15 protein-coding genes are annotated in these 20,537 nt (G+C 48.9%); 6 read left to right on the top strand and 9 right to left on the bottom strand.

Annotated elements, in window-relative coordinates; all coding sequences use genetic code 11:
- Positions 1-174 precede the first annotated feature (174 nt).
- Genes ACKFKH_RS26930 through ACKFKH_RS26940 form a run of 3 tightly spaced genes read left to right on the top strand, consistent with a single transcriptional unit; the run spans position 175 to position 2,398 of the window.
- Complete coding sequence (locus ACKFKH_RS26930; protein ID WP_446861433.1) at positions 175-1,068, top strand: ABC transporter permease; 894 nt, start codon at positions 175-177, stop codon at positions 1,066-1,068.
- The gene (locus ACKFKH_RS26935; RefSeq protein ID WP_446861434.1) at positions 1,052-1,858 is read left to right on the top strand and encodes an ABC transporter permease; all 807 of its coding nucleotides are present in this window, start codon (positions 1,052-1,054) and stop codon (positions 1,856-1,858) included. The genes ACKFKH_RS26930 and ACKFKH_RS26935 overlap by 17 nt, the downstream gene beginning before the upstream one ends.
- 51 nt (positions 1,859-1,909) lie before the next feature.
- A complete protein-coding gene (locus ACKFKH_RS26940) occupies positions 1,910-2,398 on the top strand; it encodes a molybdenum cofactor biosynthesis protein MoaE (protein ID WP_446861435.1) in 489 nt (162 codons plus the stop codon).
- Between the two features lie 337 nt (positions 2,399-2,735).
- Here the strand turns inward: ACKFKH_RS26940 and ACKFKH_RS26945 are convergent, their stop codons facing one another.
- The 7 genes from ACKFKH_RS26945 to ACKFKH_RS26975 all read right to left on the bottom strand — a co-directional run bounded on the left by ACKFKH_RS26945 (position 2,736) and on the right by ACKFKH_RS26975 (position 9,056).
- Positions 2,736-3,083: a type II toxin-antitoxin system PemK/MazF family toxin gene (locus ACKFKH_RS26945; protein WP_446861436.1), complete on the bottom strand. Its 348-nt coding sequence runs from the start codon at positions 3,081-3,083 to the stop codon at positions 2,736-2,738.
- A complete protein-coding gene (locus tag ACKFKH_RS26950) occupies positions 3,070-3,315 on the bottom strand; it encodes an AbrB/MazE/SpoVT family DNA-binding domain-containing protein (RefSeq protein ID WP_446861437.1) in 246 nt (81 codons plus the stop codon). The genes ACKFKH_RS26945 and ACKFKH_RS26950 overlap by 14 nt, the downstream gene beginning before the upstream one ends.
- Before the next feature lie 311 nt (positions 3,316-3,626).
- Positions 3,627-4,685 carry an S-methyl-5-thioribose-1-phosphate isomerase gene (gene mtnA / locus ACKFKH_RS26955; RefSeq protein WP_446861438.1) on the bottom strand — a complete coding sequence of 353 codons (1,059 nt, stop codon included), beginning with the start codon at positions 4,683-4,685 and terminating at the stop codon, positions 3,627-3,629.
- Positions 4,686-5,253: 568 nt separating this feature from the next.
- Positions 5,254-6,231: a glycosyltransferase family 2 protein gene (locus tag ACKFKH_RS26960; protein ID WP_446861439.1), complete on the bottom strand. Its 978-nt coding sequence runs from the start codon at positions 6,229-6,231 to the stop codon at positions 5,254-5,256.
- 580 nt (positions 6,232-6,811) lie between these two features.
- A complete protein-coding gene (gene ygfZ / locus ACKFKH_RS26965; RefSeq protein WP_446861440.1) occupies positions 6,812-7,753 on the bottom strand; it encodes a CAF17-like 4Fe-4S cluster assembly/insertion protein YgfZ in 942 nt (313 codons plus the stop codon).
- A 13-nt stretch (positions 7,754-7,766) separates the two neighbouring features.
- The gene (locus ACKFKH_RS26970) at positions 7,767-8,246 is read right to left on the bottom strand and encodes a hypothetical protein (RefSeq protein ID WP_446861441.1); all 480 of its coding nucleotides are present in this window, start codon (positions 8,244-8,246) and stop codon (positions 7,767-7,769) included.
- Between the two features lie 135 nt (positions 8,247-8,381).
- Positions 8,382-9,056: a hypothetical protein gene (locus ACKFKH_RS26975; protein ID WP_446861442.1), complete on the bottom strand. Its 675-nt coding sequence runs from the start codon at positions 9,054-9,056 to the stop codon at positions 8,382-8,384.
- A gap of 310 nt (positions 9,057-9,366) precedes the next feature.
- Between ACKFKH_RS26975 and fmt the strand changes: the two genes are divergently transcribed.
- Entirely contained in the window at positions 9,367-10,338 is a 972-nt protein-coding gene (gene fmt, locus ACKFKH_RS26980) for a methionyl-tRNA formyltransferase (protein ID WP_446861443.1), read from the top strand.
- Between the two features lie 233 nt (positions 10,339-10,571).
- Here fmt and ACKFKH_RS26985 read toward each other — a convergent pair whose 3' ends face one another.
- The gene (locus tag ACKFKH_RS26985; RefSeq protein ID WP_446861444.1) at positions 10,572-11,273 is read right to left on the bottom strand and encodes an SAM-dependent methyltransferase; all 702 of its coding nucleotides are present in this window, start codon (positions 11,271-11,273) and stop codon (positions 10,572-10,574) included.
- A 111-nt stretch (positions 11,274-11,384) separates the two neighbouring features.
- Entirely contained in the window at positions 11,385-12,728 is a 1,344-nt protein-coding gene (locus ACKFKH_RS26990) for an APC family permease (protein ID WP_446861445.1), read from the bottom strand.
- A gap of 860 nt (positions 12,729-13,588) precedes the next feature.
- Between ACKFKH_RS26990 and ACKFKH_RS26995 the strand changes: the two genes are divergently transcribed.
- Complete coding sequence (locus ACKFKH_RS26995) at positions 13,589-14,368, top strand: peptidylprolyl isomerase (RefSeq protein ID WP_446861446.1); 780 nt, start codon at positions 13,589-13,591, stop codon at positions 14,366-14,368.
- Positions 14,369-14,463: 95 nt separating this feature from the next.
- A partial coding sequence (locus ACKFKH_RS27000; RefSeq protein ID WP_446861447.1) for a DUF4347 domain-containing protein occupies positions 14,464-20,537 on the top strand: 6,074 nt, incomplete at its 3' end.

Below are 20,537 nucleotides of genomic sequence, written 5' to 3' on the forward strand. Positions count from 1 at the left end.
GGGGGCTGAAGCCGATTGAAACGAAGCGAGTCACTCTCATCGAACTGACGTTAAATTAGGTTCGTGGGCACACTTTGCAAGCTTGAAGAAATTGAACCTTCTTGAAAAACTAAAAACGAAGCAGATTTCTTTTTCATCCCTCATCCCTTCCTCATCCCTCATCCCTTCCTCTTCGTGTCAAACGTCTCTCCAGTTGAATCAAAAACCACGCCGATCGCGCCCTTATCCAGGCTAATCGAACCGTTGCTGTTGCTGGCTCCGGCAGGGATTTGGCTGGCCTTTTTGTTGGTGATTCCGACGCTGTTGATTTTTCAACTCAGCCTGGTTCCCAATATCAAGCCGGGTGATGTGGTCAATCCGTCGGGGCTGGACAATTATCTACGGATCTTTCAACCAGATATTCTCAGAGTCGTGGGGCGATCGCTGCTGTTTGCAACTGGGACGACGATTTCCTGTTTGCTGCTGGGCTTTCCCGTCGCTTACTGGATTGCGATTATGGCACCCAAACGCTGGCGCAATCTGCTGCTGTTGGGCTTTATCCTGCCGTTGTGGACTTCTTCGCTGCTGCGATCTTATGCCTGGATTAGTATTCTTCGTCCCACGGGGGTTTTGAATACACTGCTGACTGCGATCGGGCTTCCTACATTAGATTTGTTAAACCGGACTCAGGCAGTTTATGTTGGCATGACCTATAGCCTGCTGCCCTACATGGTACTGATTCTCTACGCTTCTTTAGAGAAACTAGACCGACAACTTTTAGAAGCGGCCGCTGATCTGGGAGCCACTCCCCAACAGGCTTTTTGGAAAGTTACCGTTCCCCAAACCCTACCCGGAATTGCCGCCGGAACGCTCCTTGTGTTCATCACGGGACTGGGCGATTTTGTCAACCCCGAACTTTTGGGCGGAAACTCCAGCATGACGGCAGCGAGGCTGATTTACAATCAATTTCTGGGTGCTACACAAAACTGGGGCTTTGGGTCGGCCTTGAGTATGGTCTTGATTTTGGCGGTGAGTGTGGCGATCGCACTTCTCATTAAATATGGCGGCGAAGATGCAGAATCCTTCTAAATCCACCGATCGAGTTTCCTGGCAGGCGCTATTTTCGGTGTTGATGTTTGGCTTTATGTATCTGCCGATTTTGGTTCTGGGCGTTTACAGCTTTAATGCATCTCCTACGAGCGCTCAATGGACGGGATTCACGCTGGATTGGTATGTGAGATTTTTTAATGACAGTCGCATTCTCTCAGCCCTATCTGACAGTCTGACAGTAGCTTTGTGTGCAGTCGGCATTTCAGCGATCGTGGGGACTCTGATGGCGGTTGGTCTGGCGCGCTATCAGTTTCTGGGCAAGCGATTGTATCAGGGCGCATCTTATCTACCGATGATCATTCCTGACATTGCGATCGCGGTTGCTACCCTCGTCTTTCTGGCGGTGATTGCGGTGCCGTTGAGCTTGTGGACGATCGTTGCGGCTCATGTTGTGTTTTGTCTCGCTTATGTGGCTTTTGTCGTCTCGACTCGACTGGTCAATCTCAATCCTCATTTAGAAGAGGCCGCCCTCGATCTGGGAGCCACGCCTTATCAAGCCTTGGTGCGAGTTTTACTTCCAGAACTAATGCCTGCGATTATTTCGGGCTGTTTGTTGGCGTTTGTCCTGAGCATGGATGACTTTTTGATTTCCAGTTTTACAGCAGGCGGCGGAGCGACCACGTTACCAATGGAGATTTTCAGCCGAATTCGTACCAGGGTCAGACCAGATATCAATGCGCTGAGTGTGTTTCTCATGGTGACATCGGGCAGCGTGGCGGTGATTGCGGAAACCATTCGCTATCGCAGTGAGAAAAAGCGGTTTCGGTAATGCGGTTTCTCAATTTGTGCAACCATAGAATCAGGTCTAGCAGTGTCTTTTATGAGTCCCTTGGCGATTAACTCGGTTTCAGCGATTTCACTTCATCCGGGCGATCGCTTTGCCATTACGTTTGCGCCGCTCTCACTCGAAGAAGTCTACAACCTGGCTGACGATCCCGCCAATGGAGCCGTGGTGGTGATGAGTGGGACGGTGCGAAACAGTACCGATGGCAAAGCAGTGGTGGCGCTGGAATATCAAGCTTACGAACCGATGGCTGTGCGAGTCTTTCAACAAATCGCCTCAGAAATTCGTCAAACCTGGTCAGATGTCAATCGAGTCATCATTCATCATCGCGTCGGACGGCTGAATATTGGAGAAATTAGCGTATTAGTCGCGATCGGCTGCCCTCATCGATCGGAGGCCTTTCAGGCGTGTCAATCTGCGATCGACACGCTCAAACACACCGCGCCAATCTGGAAAAAAGAACATTGGAAGGATGGCTCTAGTAGCTGGGTATCGATCGCAGCCTGTGAGCAACCTGACTGTTAAGGAAATTTACTCGAACCGCCTCTCAACCATTCAATTAAAAACGAGACAAAACTAAAGGATTTTATCAACTTTATAAAGGGTATAAAGGGTCATCAGCCTTTAAGTCTTACAGAAGACAGAATAAATATTGGATATAAGATAAAACAGCCATAGGTGACGGATGTAGCCTGGACTTCTAGGTAGAAACGGATGAGAAACGGTAAAATTCTCAAAGTCCGCAAAGCGATCGTCCTTCTGATTTCAAGGTGTAGTCGTACGAATTCTATCCAGGTTAGTCATGCAAAACTGGGTTCAGTCTGATGGAGGAACGTTGTTTTTTGCTCCCAAGTTAGGAGTTTTAGAATAAGAGGGCTTCGAGCTTCGCCAAAACATCTTCGACTAGCGCATTAGGGGCTTTCTCAACAAATTTCACTCGTCTCGATCGCCAATCAAAACTCTTCACCTGATCGGTTAGGATGACACCTGATGTCGCCATCTCTTCTAAAAGTGCCACCTCAAATTGAAACCCTTTTGATTGGTTAGTGATAGGACACATCAGTGCTAGTGAAGACAACTGGTTATAGCGAATCGGCGACAGAATGATAGCAGGGCGGTATCCTGCTTGCTCATGTCCCTGCTGAGGGTCAAAACTGAGCTTCACGTCGCCACGATTGGGCACGTAGAGGTCTCGATTACCAGATTTCATTGCCGACGGGTTGCCCTAGATCAACTTCCTCATGCACGTTCTCTAGAGTCATTCCCTCTAAAAGCTCATCCAGAGTGTATTTCTTTCTTGGCTCAGGTTTGATCACTAGACTTCCCTCAACCACGGCAAAGGTGACGCTGGTTCCTTCTTTTAAGTCAATTTGTTTGGCGATCGCCATCGGAATCCGAACGCCTAAGCTGTTACCCCACTTCGCTACGACTTGCATTGCCATAAGCCTGTTTTCCAAATGAGCCAGTATAAACATTATATATACAAACTCAGAAAACAATACTTCGGACAAATTTTGAGCAGATTTTCAGGTTCAAACCCTGATTCGCTCGTGGGACAGGATCTTATTTTCAAAGTCAGGAATAGAGCCAACTTTGAAAAATAGCTCAATGCTGGAACTGTACTTCCTGAAAGCCTTTTGGAGTCGTTCAAAAAACTGTCCGGACTATTGAGAAAAGCTGCTCATCCAGAATTGCCAAATCGCTGCCTGCAAGAACCTGACCGCTCAATTTTAGCCCGTCGCAAACTTACGAATTACACTACCTTTTCAGCTAACTCTCCTTGAAGCTGGCTGGGCGAGAAGGCTCCATGTTCTGTGACGATCGCCGTAATCAACGCCGCAGGAGTCACATCAAAAGCAGGGTTATAATACTCCACACCCGGCGGACAGAGCATCGTATCGCCAACCTGATACACTTCTACCGGATCGCGTTCTTCAATAGGAATCTGGCGACCGTCGGTGATCTTGAAGTCGATCGTGGAAAGAGGAGCCGCGACAAAGAAAGGAATATTGTGCGCTCTGGCAATCAGTGCCACGCTGTAAGTTCCAATTTTGTTGGCGGTGTCTCCATTGGCGGCAATGCGATCGGCTCCCACAACCACCGCATCGATCATGCCCTGCTGCATACAGTGAGCCGCCATATTATCTGTGATCACCGTGACGGGAATCCCTTCTTGCACACATTCCCAGGCGGTGAGTTTTGCGCCCTGTAAGCGAGGCCTCGTTTCGTCAGCGTAGACGCGCTCTAATCGATCGGCAGCCCAGGTCGATCGCACCACGCCGAGAGCTGTTCCGTAGCCCGCTGTCGCCAGCGCACCCGCATTACAGTGAGTCAGCAAGCGCAACCGATGCGGAGCTTTAGGCAGGACAGACAAGCCATAATCACCGATCGCTTGACAGGTTTCGATATCTTCTGCGTTGATTTGCTGGGCTGTTTCTAACAGCACTTGTTTGAGGTGATCGACTGAGCCGAGGGTTTGGCGGGCCGTTTTGAGCATTCGCTCGATCGCCCAAAACAAATTCACTGCGGTTGGACGAGTGGCGCGGAGTTTTTTGGCCACCGTTTCGAGTTGGGTTAGAAAGGAGTCGCGGTTGCTGGCTTCAATTTCTCGCGCCCCTAGATACATTCCATAGGCTGCCGCAACGCCGATCGCAGGTGCCCCTCTAACAATCATCGTTTTGATCGCCTGTGCCATATCATCAGAGCGACTGATCTCAACCAGCGCATATTCATTGGGCAGACGAGTTTGATCAATTAGCAGAACGTGATCAGTTTGCCAAAGAACGGGATAGACCTGGTTTTGGAGAGACATAGACCTTCGGAGAAATTTTGGGAATATCGGTGTGAACATTAGCAGTCACCACCGTTTATTGTGCATCATCCCGCGACAGCAGTTCACTTCTCGTAACCGATCGATTGTGGAAATGCACCATGTTGACTTTTGCACTCAATGGCCCGCATCAGTCTCCCCAATCTTAAGAAAACGTCAATCCAATCAGAATGCTCGCCGCGGCTGTAGCGTCGGATTGCCAGATCCTCCACGAGCCAGGGACTTTAACTCGCAACTCTTGTCTTTAAAGTCTTCCAGAATTGGCAGCTTGGGAGGCAGAAGCGCTGAACATTGAAGCAAAAAAACTTTGTCGATAACGTTAAGGATCGTGAATTAAACAACCTGCAATTCTCGCGATTTCACTTCGTTTAATTCGGCTTCTGCCCCCTAAATCCCCCAAATTTGGGGGACTTTGAACCGCGAAACTGCCTTAAATTCTAGAATGTCTGCTTTCTCAAAGTCCCCCAGACTGGGGGATTTAGGGGGCGAAGCAACCAGGCAATCATCGATCTTATTCAATTCACGATCCTAAGAAAGTCGAGTGCCTTCCTCAGAATTGGGGCTTTTGGGGTAATGTCGATCGCGCGGTGATCTCCAGTCCTAAATTTTCTCGTAACCCTTCTCCGATCAGGCGTTGCCAGTTGTCGAGCTTGACCAACCATCGCATCAAAACGATCAGACATCCTAGCTGTTCGATGGGAGAGAGGGGAGATTTGAAGATGGCAAACAGGTAGCCTTTGAGACACATCAGACGAGGACGCAGCACCGATCGCCGCTTGATTGTGGGATTGATCCATTGCTCTCGCTCTTGGGCAGATTTGAGTGAGCCAGACTGCTGTTGGTGGCGGCGATTGAGAAACAAAGGGTCGGGTAAAGTAGCGAATTTGCCCATCAGACTGAGTTCGGCTAAAAGCACTTTGTCAGCCCCATAAAACGCCCCCAGCTTTGATGTTTTGGCAAAGGCTTCAGTCCGCACTAATCCAAACACTTCAAAACACCAGCGAGTCGCAATCAAAACTTCTTGATAGCGTTTGTGGGGAGAAGAAGAAAAGTCGCGAGGACGATCGAGCTTACGAAAACGATGGTCAAATTGATCAACAAAACAATCTTCTGTTTCGTCAAAGTAAAGCTTTTGACCTTTGGCATCGATCAGCGTGGTTTTAGAATGGCACAGCACGATATCTGGCTGATTTTCTAATACTTCGACACAGCGTTCTAAATAAGTGGGTGCCAACAGATCGTCGTGGGCTGCCCATCTAAAATAACGACCCCGCGCTTCTGCAAATGTTTGATTGTAATTGAGCGCTGCACCCAGGTTTTCTGCATTGCGAATATAGCGAATTCGAGAATCTTTGGCTGCATAAGTTCGACAGATTTCTTCGGTACGATCGCTCGACGCATTATCCGAAATAATTAGCTCAAAGTCTTGAAAGGTCTGGTTTAGAATGGAAGCGATCGCGTCTTCAATAAACAGTTCTCCGTTGTAAACTGCCAGACCAATGCTGACGCAGGGTGGATGAAAGTTCATGTTAACTCCTGTTAAAGGATCAGGATCAAGCTGACTTGGAGCGTTTTGACATACGAACTACTGAATCAGTTAGTGTGCTAAATCATTCAATTTGATGACAGTAGCCGATCTCCGTATTCAAGTATTTATTAAAACAAGAGCCGTGTGATCTCTAGCCAAACGTGGAAGATGGTCAAATCTTAACCAGGTAAATTAAAAACGTTCTACGTAAGTCTTTAAATCTTTACTTTACTAAATACGTTTGAAGACTTATAAATATATGATTAATTAAGTTGAAATTGTACAAAAATAATCTGATGCTTACTATCGAATTAAGCACCTATGATGTGATCTATTTCTGTTAATAATTATCAACGGTTCGTCAGTTTGAACCACTTGAAACTTGCGAATTACAGTATCAAATAACACCTATTCCGGTTAAGTTTGATCAAAATTTGATTTTTTGAAGACTCCTGAATTGATGGTTGAATCTCTTTTTTGACTTCAAACAAGTTGGTATCAAAACGATCGACTCGCCCCAAAATCTTCAGTACAAAAAAGGCAGAATTTCTTCTGCTGTCTCTGTCTGAGTTTTGAGCCGCTATGCCTGCTTTTCTCGCGTCACAAAAGGTAGATCAACTAATTCGCCTTGAGCCGTCCCGATCGTCACCCGCATTCCCTCTGCTGCATTGGCTTTTGTGCGGATATAAGCCAGTCCCAACACCCCTGCATCCGTTTCTGTCTGACTGGTCAATGTTCCAATTTTGTCGTCCGCGATCGTGACCACCGTTCCCGGCTCAACCACATCGCTCAACTTTACGCCCCAGAGTTGTTGTTTGACTCCTTTGTAGGTGTCGAGACGGGCGATCGTTTCTTGCCCAATGTAGCAACCTTTGTTAAATGAAATCGTGTGCCAAAGTCCGGCTTCTAGCGGGTTATAGTCTTCGGTGAGTTCACGATCGGGCAGTGGGCGGCCCTGTTCAATTCGCAGTTGTTCCCAGGTGCGATCGCTGATGAGTGCAGCCCCAGTTTCTAATAGAGCTTGTTTGAGCCGTTCTGTCTGGTCAGCTTGCGTGATCAGCGTGTATCCCGGTTTGGCCAGTCCACTGCCGATCGCCACCCTCACGTCTACTCCTGACCCATCAAACAAGCGGTGAGTGTGAGGCTGTCCCGTGATTTCTATCCCTAATTTTTTGAGAATCGCCTCGCTGTCAGCCCCGATCAGGCTCAACGTTGAAGTCTGCTGAGTGACATCCGTCAGCTTTACCTTGTCGGCGAAAAAGATGTAGCGATCGAGAAATTTGATCACCTTTTCGCTCATATTGGGCGACACCAACAGTAACACCGAGTCTTCGAGAATGTAGGCGGTGGCGAGGTCGATCGTTCGGGCGGTGGAGGTCAAAAAAACCGTATCGCACCCTTGTCCGGGCTTGAGACTTTTGAAATCGTTGGTACTTTGGTTGTGCAAAAACTGGAGGCGATCGACATCCGAAACCTCAATAACTCCCCAGTGAGAGCGATCGTACACCTGCGCGTCATTCATGATCGGTAAACCCCTAACTGGGCAAATTCTCAAAGATCTGCTCAACAAGTGTTTTAGTTTTATCGTCGAGCCGATCCCAGTTTACCTCGCCTGTTTCATCAATCAGACTGGTGTCTACCTCAACGGGTTTATCAATCTGATTAGCAAAGCAAACTCGATAACACAGTTCCCACAAATCCACGGTGACTTGGCGATCGTTTTGTTTGAGACACAGTTCGTAACCGGGATAAGGAGAAGGTAAGTGAGAAAGCGCTTGTTGGATCTCGGCCGCCTGGTCAGGTGAAGCGGTTTTAAGCTGTGTTTGAAGTCGAGCAACGGAGGCTTTTACATCTTCTGGCGTGTCTTCTGCCCAGACGGGCGCATCTCGATAAGTGCCTTGCCATGTAGATTGCTCAAGCTGTTTGCGAAGGTTATCAATGACGCGAATAAAGGCAGGCTGCATCAAAATTTCTGCCTGTCGCCACGCTTCGATGGTTGCAAATTTTGGCTTCATACCGATGAGTTTGAACTTTGGAATCAGTCTAAAAAAACGTGAGTTTGAGGGAAGTTCTTTGCTTCGTTTTTAAAGCGGATGGTCGATCGAAATATTCCTAGATTTTTCGGCTCATCAATTCCCAAAGCTTGATAGTCAACTGTGTGCTTGCGGGCCTGCCCAAATACTATTGGTGACCTGTCCGTAAGTTTTGGGTTGGTCGTCGGACGCTTCTAACGTGTCACCTTGCGAATTAACTGCCCAAAGGGGCCACGGCGATTCGCCCAAGTTGCCCGCTTGAAAGAGGGCCCGATCGCTCTCCTCGGCACTCCAGCCTAACAAAATGGCATTGGTGTATTCAATTCCTGTGGGGGCGACGGTGGTAGCAGCATTAAGCGTTTTATCCCAAATCAGGGCGTAATCTGAAGCGATGTCAGACCCAAAAATAGATTCAAATTCTCGTGACAATAAGCGATCGCCCGCCGCTGACCAAGAAATCGGCAGCACGATCGAAATGGTGCCCGCCAGATCGGAACTGTTGCCAATAAACGGATTTTCGGCAAAGGGTGATGTCGCGGTAATGGCTTGCAGATCGCCCGTTCTCAGGTTCTCCAAAAACAAAACGCTACTGACTCGACTCAAATAAATCTCTGGCTCGACCAGCATCTGAATGCGGCTGTAGGCCTTGTATTCACCGTTTGGCGAAATCAGAGAATGACTGCGGTAATAATGCTGCGTTGACTGGAAATCAGACAGGTTAGCCATCACCCAACTCCAGGGAATCGGATGGGGACTGTTAAGGGGATCGATCTGGGTCGCCTGAAAATTCATAAAAGACACCCCGCGCCTTGTAGGGTTAGATCTGAGCGGGTAGAAATTTTGGGTGCAGCCTTCAGCACTTTCTAAATTCGACCTGCCTGACTTGTGATAAGTCTCATATTATGGATGCAAACTAAAGTTTGAAAGAGTCGTTTTACAAAAGTTCTTGAGGGTCTAAATTTAATGCAGCAGTTTGCAGATTTTTGACGTTCTAAAGCTCGATTTGATTATCAAACCTATTTTTCGATACCTGTCTCAAGACAGATTTTGGATGCCCTGTGCTTGCAAAATGGAAGAGCTTCTGATTTATTAACGCGATCGCATGAAGATTGTCTTTTTTGGCACGCCTCAATTTGCAGTTCCCACGCTAGAAGCGTTACTTGCAGATTCAAATTTTGACGTAGTAGCGGTGATCACCCAACCCGATAAGCGCCGAGGACGCGGGAATGAATTGTCCGCTTCGCCTGTCAAGTCGGTAGCACTGGCGCATCAGATTCCTGTCTGGCAACCCAAGAGCGTCAAAAAAGAGGCTGAGACGTTAGAAAAATTGCAGTCTGCTGAGGCGGATAGTTTTGTGGTGGTGGCGTATGGGCAGATTTTGTCTCAAGCCATTCTAGACATGCCCAAGTTGGGATGTATCAACGTTCACGGCTCTCTGTTGCCCAAATATCGCGGGGCGGCTCCGATTCAGTGGTGTCTTTATCAGGGCGAATCTGAGACGGGCATTACCACAATGCTCATGGATGCAGGAATGGATACAGGTGCCATGTTGTTAAAATCGGCGGTGCCGATCGCCCTACTCGACAATGCCCAAGATCTGGCGGCAAACCTTTCGACGATCGGCGCTAACTTGCTAATCGAAACGCTAACCAACCTGAGTGAAACAACCCCGATCGCTCAAGATGACTCGCAAGCGACCTATGCGCCGTTAATTAAAAAACCGGACTATGAATTGGATTGGACACGGAGAGCGATCGACCTTCACAATCAAATTCGTGGATTTTTTCCCAACTGTACGACGACGTTTCGAGGCGCGATCCTCAAGGTGACGGCGACCATCCCCCTCGCTGCTAAGGTTAAACTTCCGATCGAATTCGCCGACCTTCCGCAAACCTTTGACCCCGTTCAGGCTCCTGGAGAAGTGGCTGCCGTTCTCAAAAATGTGGGATTCGTCGTTCAGACAGGGGACGGATTTTTGTTATTGAGAGAAGTGCAACTGGCGGGCAAAAGTGCGCGATCGGGCTGGGATTTTGCCAATGGCACCCGCTTAGAGGTCGGAGAAAAGCTGGGCTGATCAGTCGGTCTTGAATTTGAAAGACTCCTCGATCGCCAACTTTTTTAACGTCAATTCGATAATTTTTTTCGCTTCGGCGTTCACGGCTTCTGCCTCCCAACCCCCCAATTCTGGGGGACTTTAAGAGAAGTATTCTAGTTCAAAGTCCCCTACTCGTGGGGGATTTAGGGGGCTGCCTGGATTGACAACCGCAGCGAACAATCTAATTGAATTTAGTGAGTGAACTTAGGTTGTTATTGACGCAGATTTTCTGGAATCTTTTCGGGGACAACCCAGTAATAGACGGTACTGCTTCCAACTTCGACCACTTTTTCGGGCTTCCAGTCGCCCATATCAAAGGCGTGAGAGACAATGCGAGTCCCCGGTTTTAACTCCTTAAAGAGTTTGGGACGCAGTTGGAGATTGATGCGCGGCAAGAGGTAAAGTGTGACGACCGTGGCATTTCGCAGATCGGTTTTGAAGAGGTCTTGTTGACGAAACTCAACTCGATCGGTCACTCCCGCCTTACGTGCATTCTCATTGGCTTCTTTGACGCGCTCAGGATCAATATCAACGCCCACTCCTTTAGTGCCAAACTTTTGAGCGGCTGTGACCACAATTCGTCCGTCTCCGCTGCCCAAATCGTAAAGCACATCATTTTTGCCCACCTTCGCGAGCTTCAGCATTTCCTCAACGACAGCGGTTGGCGTTGGCACATAGGGCACATCTAAGGCGCGTTCTTGAGGTTGGGCTGGCGCTTGTGCGGGTGCTGTTGTTGGTGTTGCGGTTGGTGTTGTGGTTGGTGTTGTGGTGGGCGTTACGGCTGGCGATTCGGTTGGGATTGTCTGTGATGGAACTTGAGCGGTCACAGAATCACGCTGTTGAGCGCATCCAACAATTCCTAAACTGATGGCGCTGGCGGTCACAAAAAGTAGAGATAAGAGTCGTCGCTTCATGATTTCTCCTGATGGTAATGCGTGCAATGTGAATTTGATGGAACGTCAATTTGATGAAATTTTTAGCTGTGTTTGCGAATCTCAGAGGATTGCGAATGATCATTTTGGTGATTAGTTACGATTCCAAAATAGAAGCGGCAGACCGAGCGCAACAGCCCCCACGCCAACGAGTGCCCCAATTCCTGTGTAGACCAGGCTGGAGTAGAGCAAATAGCCACAAACGGCACAAAACAACAGAGGCGTAAATGGATAAAGGGGAACCTTGAAAGGGCGCGGTCTTTGAGGATCTTTTTGTCTCAGGATAAAGAGAGAAATGCCACTTAGCAAAAAGAAAAACCAGAACACCGGGGCGGTATAGTCCACCATTGTCTCAAATTCTTTGCGAGTGACGGTGCCTAATAAGATGAGCAACAGCACGATCGCTGCCTGTAATAGTAGCCCCGTGGTAGGCGTGCCGGAGTGTTCTTTCCAGCGTCCCAAAAAGCCTAATCGCGACATATCACAGCCAACGGCGTAGTTGGTTCTTGCGCCTGTAAAAATTGTGGCATTGGCTGCACCCAGCGTCGAAACGGCAATCAGTACGCTGATAAACACTGACCCCACTTCACCAAAGCTGTGTTTCATCAAATCCGCTGCCACCGCTTCAGACTGAGCCATTCCTGCAAATCCGAGGCTTCGTAAATAAGCCAGATTGATCAACAAGTAAATGACGGTAATGATCCCAATACTCCAGATCAGCGATCGCACGATGTTGCGTTTTCGATTCTGAATTTCGGCTGAGATGTAGGCGGCTTCGTTCCATCCACCATAGGAGAGCAGCACAAAGAGCATGGCCAGTCCCCAGGTGGGCGTTGATGAAGACGGAGCAGAAACGGGAGCGGACGGAACGGTGGAAATCAGACCCAGAAAAACCACCAGCAGCAGACCAAGCACTTTGGCCGCGCTGAGAAGATTTTGAGTCCATTTGCCTTGCTGTAATCCAATGATATTAATCAGAGTGAGCACCACGATCGCACCCGCCGCATAAAGCGAAGGAGAATAAGCCCCAAGCTGTAGTAACTGGGAAGCATAGTCGCCAAAAACAAAGGCTAACAGCGCGATCGAGCCAGTTTGCACCACGGTCATTCTGGCCCAGGCAAAGAGAAAGGCGACATTTTGCCCAAACGATCGAGCTAGGTAGTAGTAGGTGCCCCCGACATGGGGATAAGTAGTCGCCAACTCCGCGTAACACAGCGCCCCGACCAGGGAGATTGCCCCGCCTGCCAACCACGACAACAGCAACACCGTCTCATTGGCTGAATTGGAGGCTACCAGAGCGGGGGTTTTAAAGATCCCGGCTCCGATCACGACTCCGACAATGATGGCTACTGCGTCGATTAGAGAGAGGGCAGGTTTGGGGGCTGTGACATCGGTCAGAGCAACTGGAAGCGAAGCATAGTTTTCTTGTCTGCTCACGTTGTATTTACCAGTGAAGGTTGTCTAGCACGATCGTCTAAAACACCAGTCCGGTCAATAGAAAAATTTCATGCAAAAAACCGGGCCTACTGGACTGGCCGAACTCGAATCTTACTCAATGAAACTCATCTTGTTGTCTGACATATTACCTTTTAAGTCACCTGTCTATGGGCTTAGAAGTGCAATGTCGTCCAATTTAGGACAAATGCTGAAAGCATCTCCATGATTAGCATGAAACGAAAATATGACGTGAGAATGACAACTTTTTCTAACGGTGTTGGGATTTCAAAAACATAGTGGTACAAATGCTTTATATGATGTGCTCGTCAATACATCCACAACTCATCTTGTAATGGCTGTGCTGATAGCAAAGAGAACCCTGAGTCATAATTCTGACACCAGGATCTCAAAGGTTTTCTATTCCTGCGATGTGCAACTTTAAATTCATGTCCCCGCTTTTTTTAAGAAGGACAGGAGAATCTCAACCTGAAGCGACCTGGTGGAGTCATCCCCCAATTCCCCTTAAAAAGAGAGTTAAAGAAGGTGCACATTACATGATTTGCTTTGAGGACAGACTGCGATCGACCTTCTACAAAATGATTTCTGCGATCGTTCTCCTCTTGATTCCTTCACAGAGTTAAAGTTTTTACCCTTGGCTCCGGAATACTACGAAGGCGTGCGTAAAAAATAATCGTCACCGGACACTCAAGTTAAGTATTCTCCGGGTTGTAGGTCTTGATTGTAAAGAAAAGAAACGCCATAGACATTTCTTAACAAAGCAATCTTCGAGACACTGCACTCGTCACTACTTATTCACAGACGATTCTATTCAGCGAATTTATTCTTTTAGCAGAACGTCAATGGAAACTTTTGATGCCCTCCCGTTTTTGACGATCGCTGACCAAACCCTTTCTCTCGGTCAGGTGCTTCGCTATCTACAGCTATCCGGCAAACTGGTGCCGCTTATTCAAGAAGTCGTTGCCCAACATGTGACCTACCAGGAAATCGAGGTACGCAAAGATCTGGATGTCGATATCGGTGAGCTAGAACAAGCGATCGTCGATCTGAGAGTTAACCAAAAGCTATTAGATGCAGCCGCCTTTCAAAAATGGCTCAACCAGCAGGGCATGGACTACACCACGTTTCAGAGCCGCATGTTTATTAACTTTAAGCTCGAAAAACTCAAAACTCAGATTGCTGAACCTAGCTTGTCTAGCTACTTTACGCATCATCAAGCCCTACTCAATGAGGTCGAGTTGTCCTGTGTGGCGATCGCTGACAAATGTCTCGCCGAACAACTCACTCGTCGGTTGCTGGCTGCTACAGATTTTGAAAAAGTGGTCAAAGAATACGCGCTAGATCATCTAAACAAAGTCTCGATCTGGCGCAAGTCGGTGCGCTATGGTCAACTGCCAGAAAATTTGCGAGAAGCGATCGCCACCTCAGCCGTGGGGGACTCGATCGGGCCGCTGCAACTTGAGGGACAGTGGTGTCTTTTTCGGATTGAGCAGTTTCATCCGGCGGTTTTAGAAAGTGCTTTAAAGCAAGAGCTACAAGAAAAATTATTTCAGAAGTGGTTGGTAGAGCGAGTCAGTCTTTTGCCTGTGAGTCTGGTGAATGGACTAAAAGCGATGGACTAAACGTGGTGGGTGTGTGCTGAGACAGGGGGTGCTTTTGAGGCGATGCCAGTCGGCATTTTGGCTAACCGTTTGCGCTGCGATCGTGTAGAGGAATTATGAGCTTTTCCAATTCGTCTGTGTTCCTATCGGCTCCTTTTGTAGAGTCCAATCCTTTAGTACAAAACACTTTTAGCGATCCGACTCCCTTCAAATCTGCTTCATCGCTGGTATTTGTGGATGCAGGCGTGTCCGATTTTCAAGCGTTGATCGGTGGCGTGCAGGCGAGCGATCTCAAAGCGATATCTGCTAAAGCAGATCGGGTCTTTTTGCTTAATGCAACTCAAGATGGCGTGGCTCAGATTAGTCAAGTGCTGGCTCAATTTCAGGACGTGGCTGCGATTCACATTGTTTCCCACGGGAGCGCGGGCAGGTTGCAGTTGGGATCGACGGATCTGAGTTTGAATACGTTAAGCCGCTACAGTAGTGCGCTGCAACGTTGGAACACTCACCTGAGTCAAGGTGCGGATGTGTTGCTGTATGGCTGCGATGTGGCACTGGGTGAGATGGGCAATGCTTTTATTCAAACGCTGAGTCACGTCATTGGGGCTGATATTGCGGCTTCTAATAATCGGACGGGTAGCGCAAAGCGGGGCGGAGACTGGAATCTGGAAGTTAAAACGGGTGAGATCGCGGCAAGTTTGGCGTTTGATGCTACGACGATCGCCACCTATGAACATACCTTTGATACCGCCGTTTCTAATAGTCAGGTGAATACGATCGCCACAGGTCTTAACACATTTCTGGCAACGCTACAAACGAGACTTGATCAAGTTACGGGTTCGCGCTTGCCAGTTTTGGGAACAGGATTAACTCAATCGACGCAGTTTTTTGATTCCACCTTTCGGACAGCGTTGACAACGGGATTGGTTCGAGCCTCTAGCGTTGCAGACATTCAGACTAGAGTGGCTCAAGCGTTTGGCGGAACGGTGACTAGCAATCCTCTGAGTATTACCAATAGTGGTAATTTTATGATCGACCTGCGGGTGAGAAGAGCGATCGCTAACCCCACAGCAACCAGTTTAGATCTGGGCTTGAATATGGGGACAGACGCAGCCCTCAAGTTTCAGAATGCGCTGCAAGTGACTCCGACAGTGGACTATGAGTTTGGGCTAAAGTTTGGGTTAATCAATAATCAATTCAATCTTGACTTGTCGGATGCTAAAGAAATCGGCATTAATTTTGGGGTTGATTTAAGGAATACGCTCAACAATACAGACGCAAAGTTTGGGTTATTAAATGTCAAAGTTTCAGATGCGGGAACTAACTTTAATGAGTCGTTGGCGATCGACATTCAGACAGAAGGGGCAGGCTTTAAGCTAAGTCCAACTTTGACCGAAAATTCACTGGATGGCACTCAAATCAAGCTCAACTTGAACAGTCAGTCCAGTAATTTTCCAACGCTCAGAACGCAGCTAAATCTCAACTGGGATCTAGAGCCAACGCTTAGTTTCAAAAAGTTTGATGTTAGCTTTAGAGAGATTGCGATCGACCTCTCCAGCCTCAAAAATTTGACCAATCCGATCGCGGCTAAAATCAACGAAATTCTCAAGCCTATTCAACCTGTGTTAGACAGTCTGGGCGAAGGAATTCCGGGCACGACGATTAAACTCATTGATCTACTAGAAGCTGCCTCTCCGCTTGACCTAACAGGGGTTACAGAAGCCGCTTTTCAGAATTTAGACCGCTTTTTAGCAGCCTACGGCAATTTGGATCAACTGGCTACGATCGCGCCAACAGGCAGCTACACGATTCTCAAGGGTGAAGTCAAACTCAATTTAAGTAATCCTTCTCCCACTGTTAGCCGAACAGCTCTACAAAATGCAACGCCGACTAATTTGCTTTCTTCAACGGTCAATTTAGCTCAAATTAATGGGCTGCAAACGGTTGTTCCATTATTCAACAAATTGGGATTGAGCTTACCCATATTATCCGCAAGCGAAGCTTTCAAACTGTGGGTTGGGCAGGACACCGCAAAACTACTTGACCTCGATTTTCCAGTCATTGATATTGATAGCTTTAAGGTGCCTTCTGCGCCCGTTTCTCTTTCTCCAGGCGTACCTATTAGACTCAGTGGCGATGTCGAAATTCAAGGAAAGTTAGGGTTTGGCTACAGTGCAAAAGGATTGAGTTTGACGGGTGGCGCGACTCCGACCGCCGGATTTAATCTCAAACCCGGTTCTAACTTAAATCTCAACTTAGGATTCGTGGTCGGCGGCACGTTGGGGGCAGAAAATCCAATTTCATCCGCTCCCCTCACGCTCAGAGGCCGTCTCGACTCCAACATTCGCACCGTGGCTCCCAACAGCACATTTAATGGCACATTTGACCGCAGCGGCAAGCTCACACTTCAGGCGATCGGCAGCGGCACAGCAGGCGTAGACGCGACCAAACCAATCGAAAGAACCCTATTCGATCGCACCGTCATCAACTACGATCTTCCGGCTCCAGACGGCACAGACTGGGGATTGGCAACTCGCATTAGCAGCGACGTTTTGCGGTTAAATTTGGGACGATTTGCCAGCGATCGTCAGATTCCAGGACAAATCACCGACAGTTCAGAAATCTTTAAAGTCGAACATGTGGACGCTGACGACAGCATTTCTGGTAGCGAAACTGTGATTGTGTCTGCCTTTGGGCGAACTCAAGAATTTAAAGGAATTCGGCGAATCATCGCGGAAGGCGGCGCGGGAAATGATGTGATTGAGCTTGCCGCAAACCTGTTGGCAGAGTCAGAACTGTGGGGTGATTTTGCGCCCGATGCGCGTTGGGGTGAGTTTACATCTTCAGGAACCGCCATTCGTCCGCGAGTAGGCAGCGAAGGCAACGATCGCCTCTTTGCAGGACTGGGACAAACGCGCCTCTATGGTCAGGCTGGCGACGATTTGCTGACCGCCGAAACCACGATCGATTTAGTGAGAACGGGATCTGCTTTTCTCTATGGAGGTGAGGGCGGCGACGAGCTTGTGGGCGGTAGTTCCAATGATTTTCTCTATGGTGGGGCGGGTCGAGATGACCTGTTTGGCAACGGTGGACGAGATTTGTTGTATGGCGATCGTACCAGTGAAACTTCGATCAATTTAACCGGATTTGACTCCAACAATTCAGGCGACTTTTTGAGCGGCGGAGAGGGCGATGACGTGCTCTATGGCGAACTGGGTAACGATGTTTTAGAAGGGCGCAACGGTCGCGATATTCTCTATGGCGGTGTGGGCAGTGACTCACTAAGCGGGGGGGTTGGCAGCGATTATTTGTTGGGTGACGAAGGCATCGTTAATTTGACAACGGGAGTAGCAACGCTGGGCGGCGGATCGGGCAATGACACCTTGTTTGGCGGCGGCGATAACGATCTTCTCTATGGGCAAGCGGGCAACGATCGCTTACTCGGCGGCAGTGGAAACGACTACCTGGAAGGCAATACCGGGAACGACATTCTGTTTGGCGACGATGGACAGATTATAAGACCGGGGGCTGGCGTGGAGGTGATTGCTTCAACTAATCCGGCGATCGGGGGAGCAGATACCATTCGGGGTCAGGAGGGTAACGACATCCTGGTGGCGGGTACTGGAAATGATATTGAAGTCACAGGCGACAATGGAGACGATATCATTCTGGGTGACAATGGAAGAGTTGAAATTGCCAACGGGACGGTGATTCAGATTGAAACACTAGCTCCTGAAAATGGAGGCAACGATACGCTTCTGGGAAATGATGGAGCCGATATCATTCTGGGTGGTACAGGTAATGACACAATTACGAATGGAACGGATAACATCGCTGACATCATGCTGGGTGACAATGGTGTGATTGTGGGTGCAGACGGCAGTACTCAGGCAAATGATATCTTTTCTAAAGACGAGGAATTTGGTGGGAAAGACTTTATTACCGGAGGCAGCGTCAGAAATATTATCGTCGGCGGTTCGGGCGGTAGCGATCGTACGGGCATTCCCAACGGAGGCGATACGCTGATTGGCAATCGTTTTGATGACATTATTTACGGCGACAACGCCTACATCACGCGCAACGCAGCCAATGTGGTTGAGAAGGTCGAGGCGCTATTTCTTCTAAAAGGTGGAGACGATTTGATTGTAGGCGGCAGTGGTCAAGATACGCTCTATGGGCAGGGCGGTGACGACATGATGATTGGGGGCAGTTCTCAAGCGGGTGTTGTGGATGAGACCGATTACATCTATGGCGGGGCAGGAAATGACGCGATCGCGGGTGACAATGCCAGCATCAATCCGGTGACTCGTGAAGTCGTGAATTTGGATACGTTGAATGGAGCGGCGGACTTTATTTTTGGCGATAACGGAACGTTGACCTTCACCGCGGGACGGGTGACCAGCGCGACGAGCAATCCGGCGACGGGAGACGGCAACGATACGATTTTGGGCAATGTCGGCAATGATCTGATTTTTGGAGGCGCGGCCGACGACAGGATTTTTGGAAATTTAGGCGACGATCGCGTGTTAGGAGATCACGGTCAAGTCACTTTTGACAGCAATGGTAATCTGACGCTGGTGAGAACGATCGCTCCTGACGCAGGCGGTAACGATGTAATCCAGGGCAACGAAGGCACGAGCATTATACTGGGCGGCACAGGCAACGATACGATCACTGCGGGAACGGGTGCTGATTTGATCATCGGTGACAACGGACAGATGACGTTTGATGCGGGTGCGATCGTTCAGTTAAATACCGCTGATCCCAATAGAGGTGACAATGATAGTATTAACGCTGGCGACAATGCTGACGTTGTGCTAGGGGGAACCGGAAACGATCAGATTTCAGGCGGTACTGACAACGCAAATGACATTCTGCTAGGCGACAATGGCACCGTAATTCTGTCAGGAAATGTCCCTCACGATATCTTTTCGACTGATCCCGATTTTGGCGGACAAGACACGATCACAGGCGGCGGTGGACAAGATATGATCATCGGCGGTTCGGGTGGTCGTGATACAACTGGAATCGCTGGCGACAACCTGACGGGGAACGATGGAGATGATGTAATTGTGGGTGACAATGCTTACATTACTCGCAACGCAGCTAACATCACTGAAAAGATAGAAACTCGATTCCCGAATCAAGGCGGCGACGATCGCATCGAGGGCAACAACGGCAACGACATTCTGATAGGTGGATTTGGCAACGACACGATCGCGGGCAACCAGGGCAACGATAGTATTCTCGGTGACAACGGACGGCTAGATTACGCGCTGGACGGCAATCTGGTAACGATCGACCTGATTCAAACCACCAATCTTGAACTGGGCGGCAACGATACGATCTCAGGCAACGAAGGCACCGATCTTGTCTTGGGCGGGACTGCAAACGATACGATCGCAGGGGGCACTGAGGACGATAGTTTACTGGGAGATAACGGACGAATTGTGCTCACGGGGGGCGCTGTTCGGCTAATCGAAACGATCGATTCTGGAATTGGCGGCAACGACACGATTTTTGGCAATCAGGGCAATGATTTAATCGCGGGTGGATTTGCCAATGATCTGATTTATGGAGACAAAGGCGACGACAAAATTTTGGGTGACAATGGGCGGTTTGATTATGCTTTTGCGGGCGATACAGTAGTCGGCCCTGACAGCAACCTTGCTACACTCGACTTTCTCACGACGACCGATCCTACCCTAGGCGGCCGCGACGAAATTTATGGCGGATTGGGCAACGATCAACTGCTCGGCGGAACGGAGGCTGACGCGCTGTATGGAGACAATGGATTAGAAGCCCTTGACCCGACTTGGATCGTTGCAGCGACAGGCGATTTTAATGGCGACGGCAAGCGTGATATTTTCTGGCGCAATCAGGTCGATAACAGAACGCTCGTCTGGCTGATGGATGGCGTTAACGTGCTGAGAAGTCGCTTCTTAACGCCTGTTGGATTTGACTGGAGTTTTACCAAATCGGGAGACTTTAACGGCGATGGTAAAGATGACTTGCTCTGGCGCAACAATTCTGGCGCAATCGCAGTTTGGCAACTCGATGGGGTGACCCTGCAAGATGCGGTCTTACTTCCCTACGCCGTACCGATGGACTGGAACGCAGCGATCGGTGACCTCAATGGTGACGGCAAAGATGATTTGTTCTGGCGACACAGTTCGGGTGCGGTGTCTGT

The sequence above is a fragment of the Phormidesmis sp. 146-20 genome (assembly GCF_052939475.1).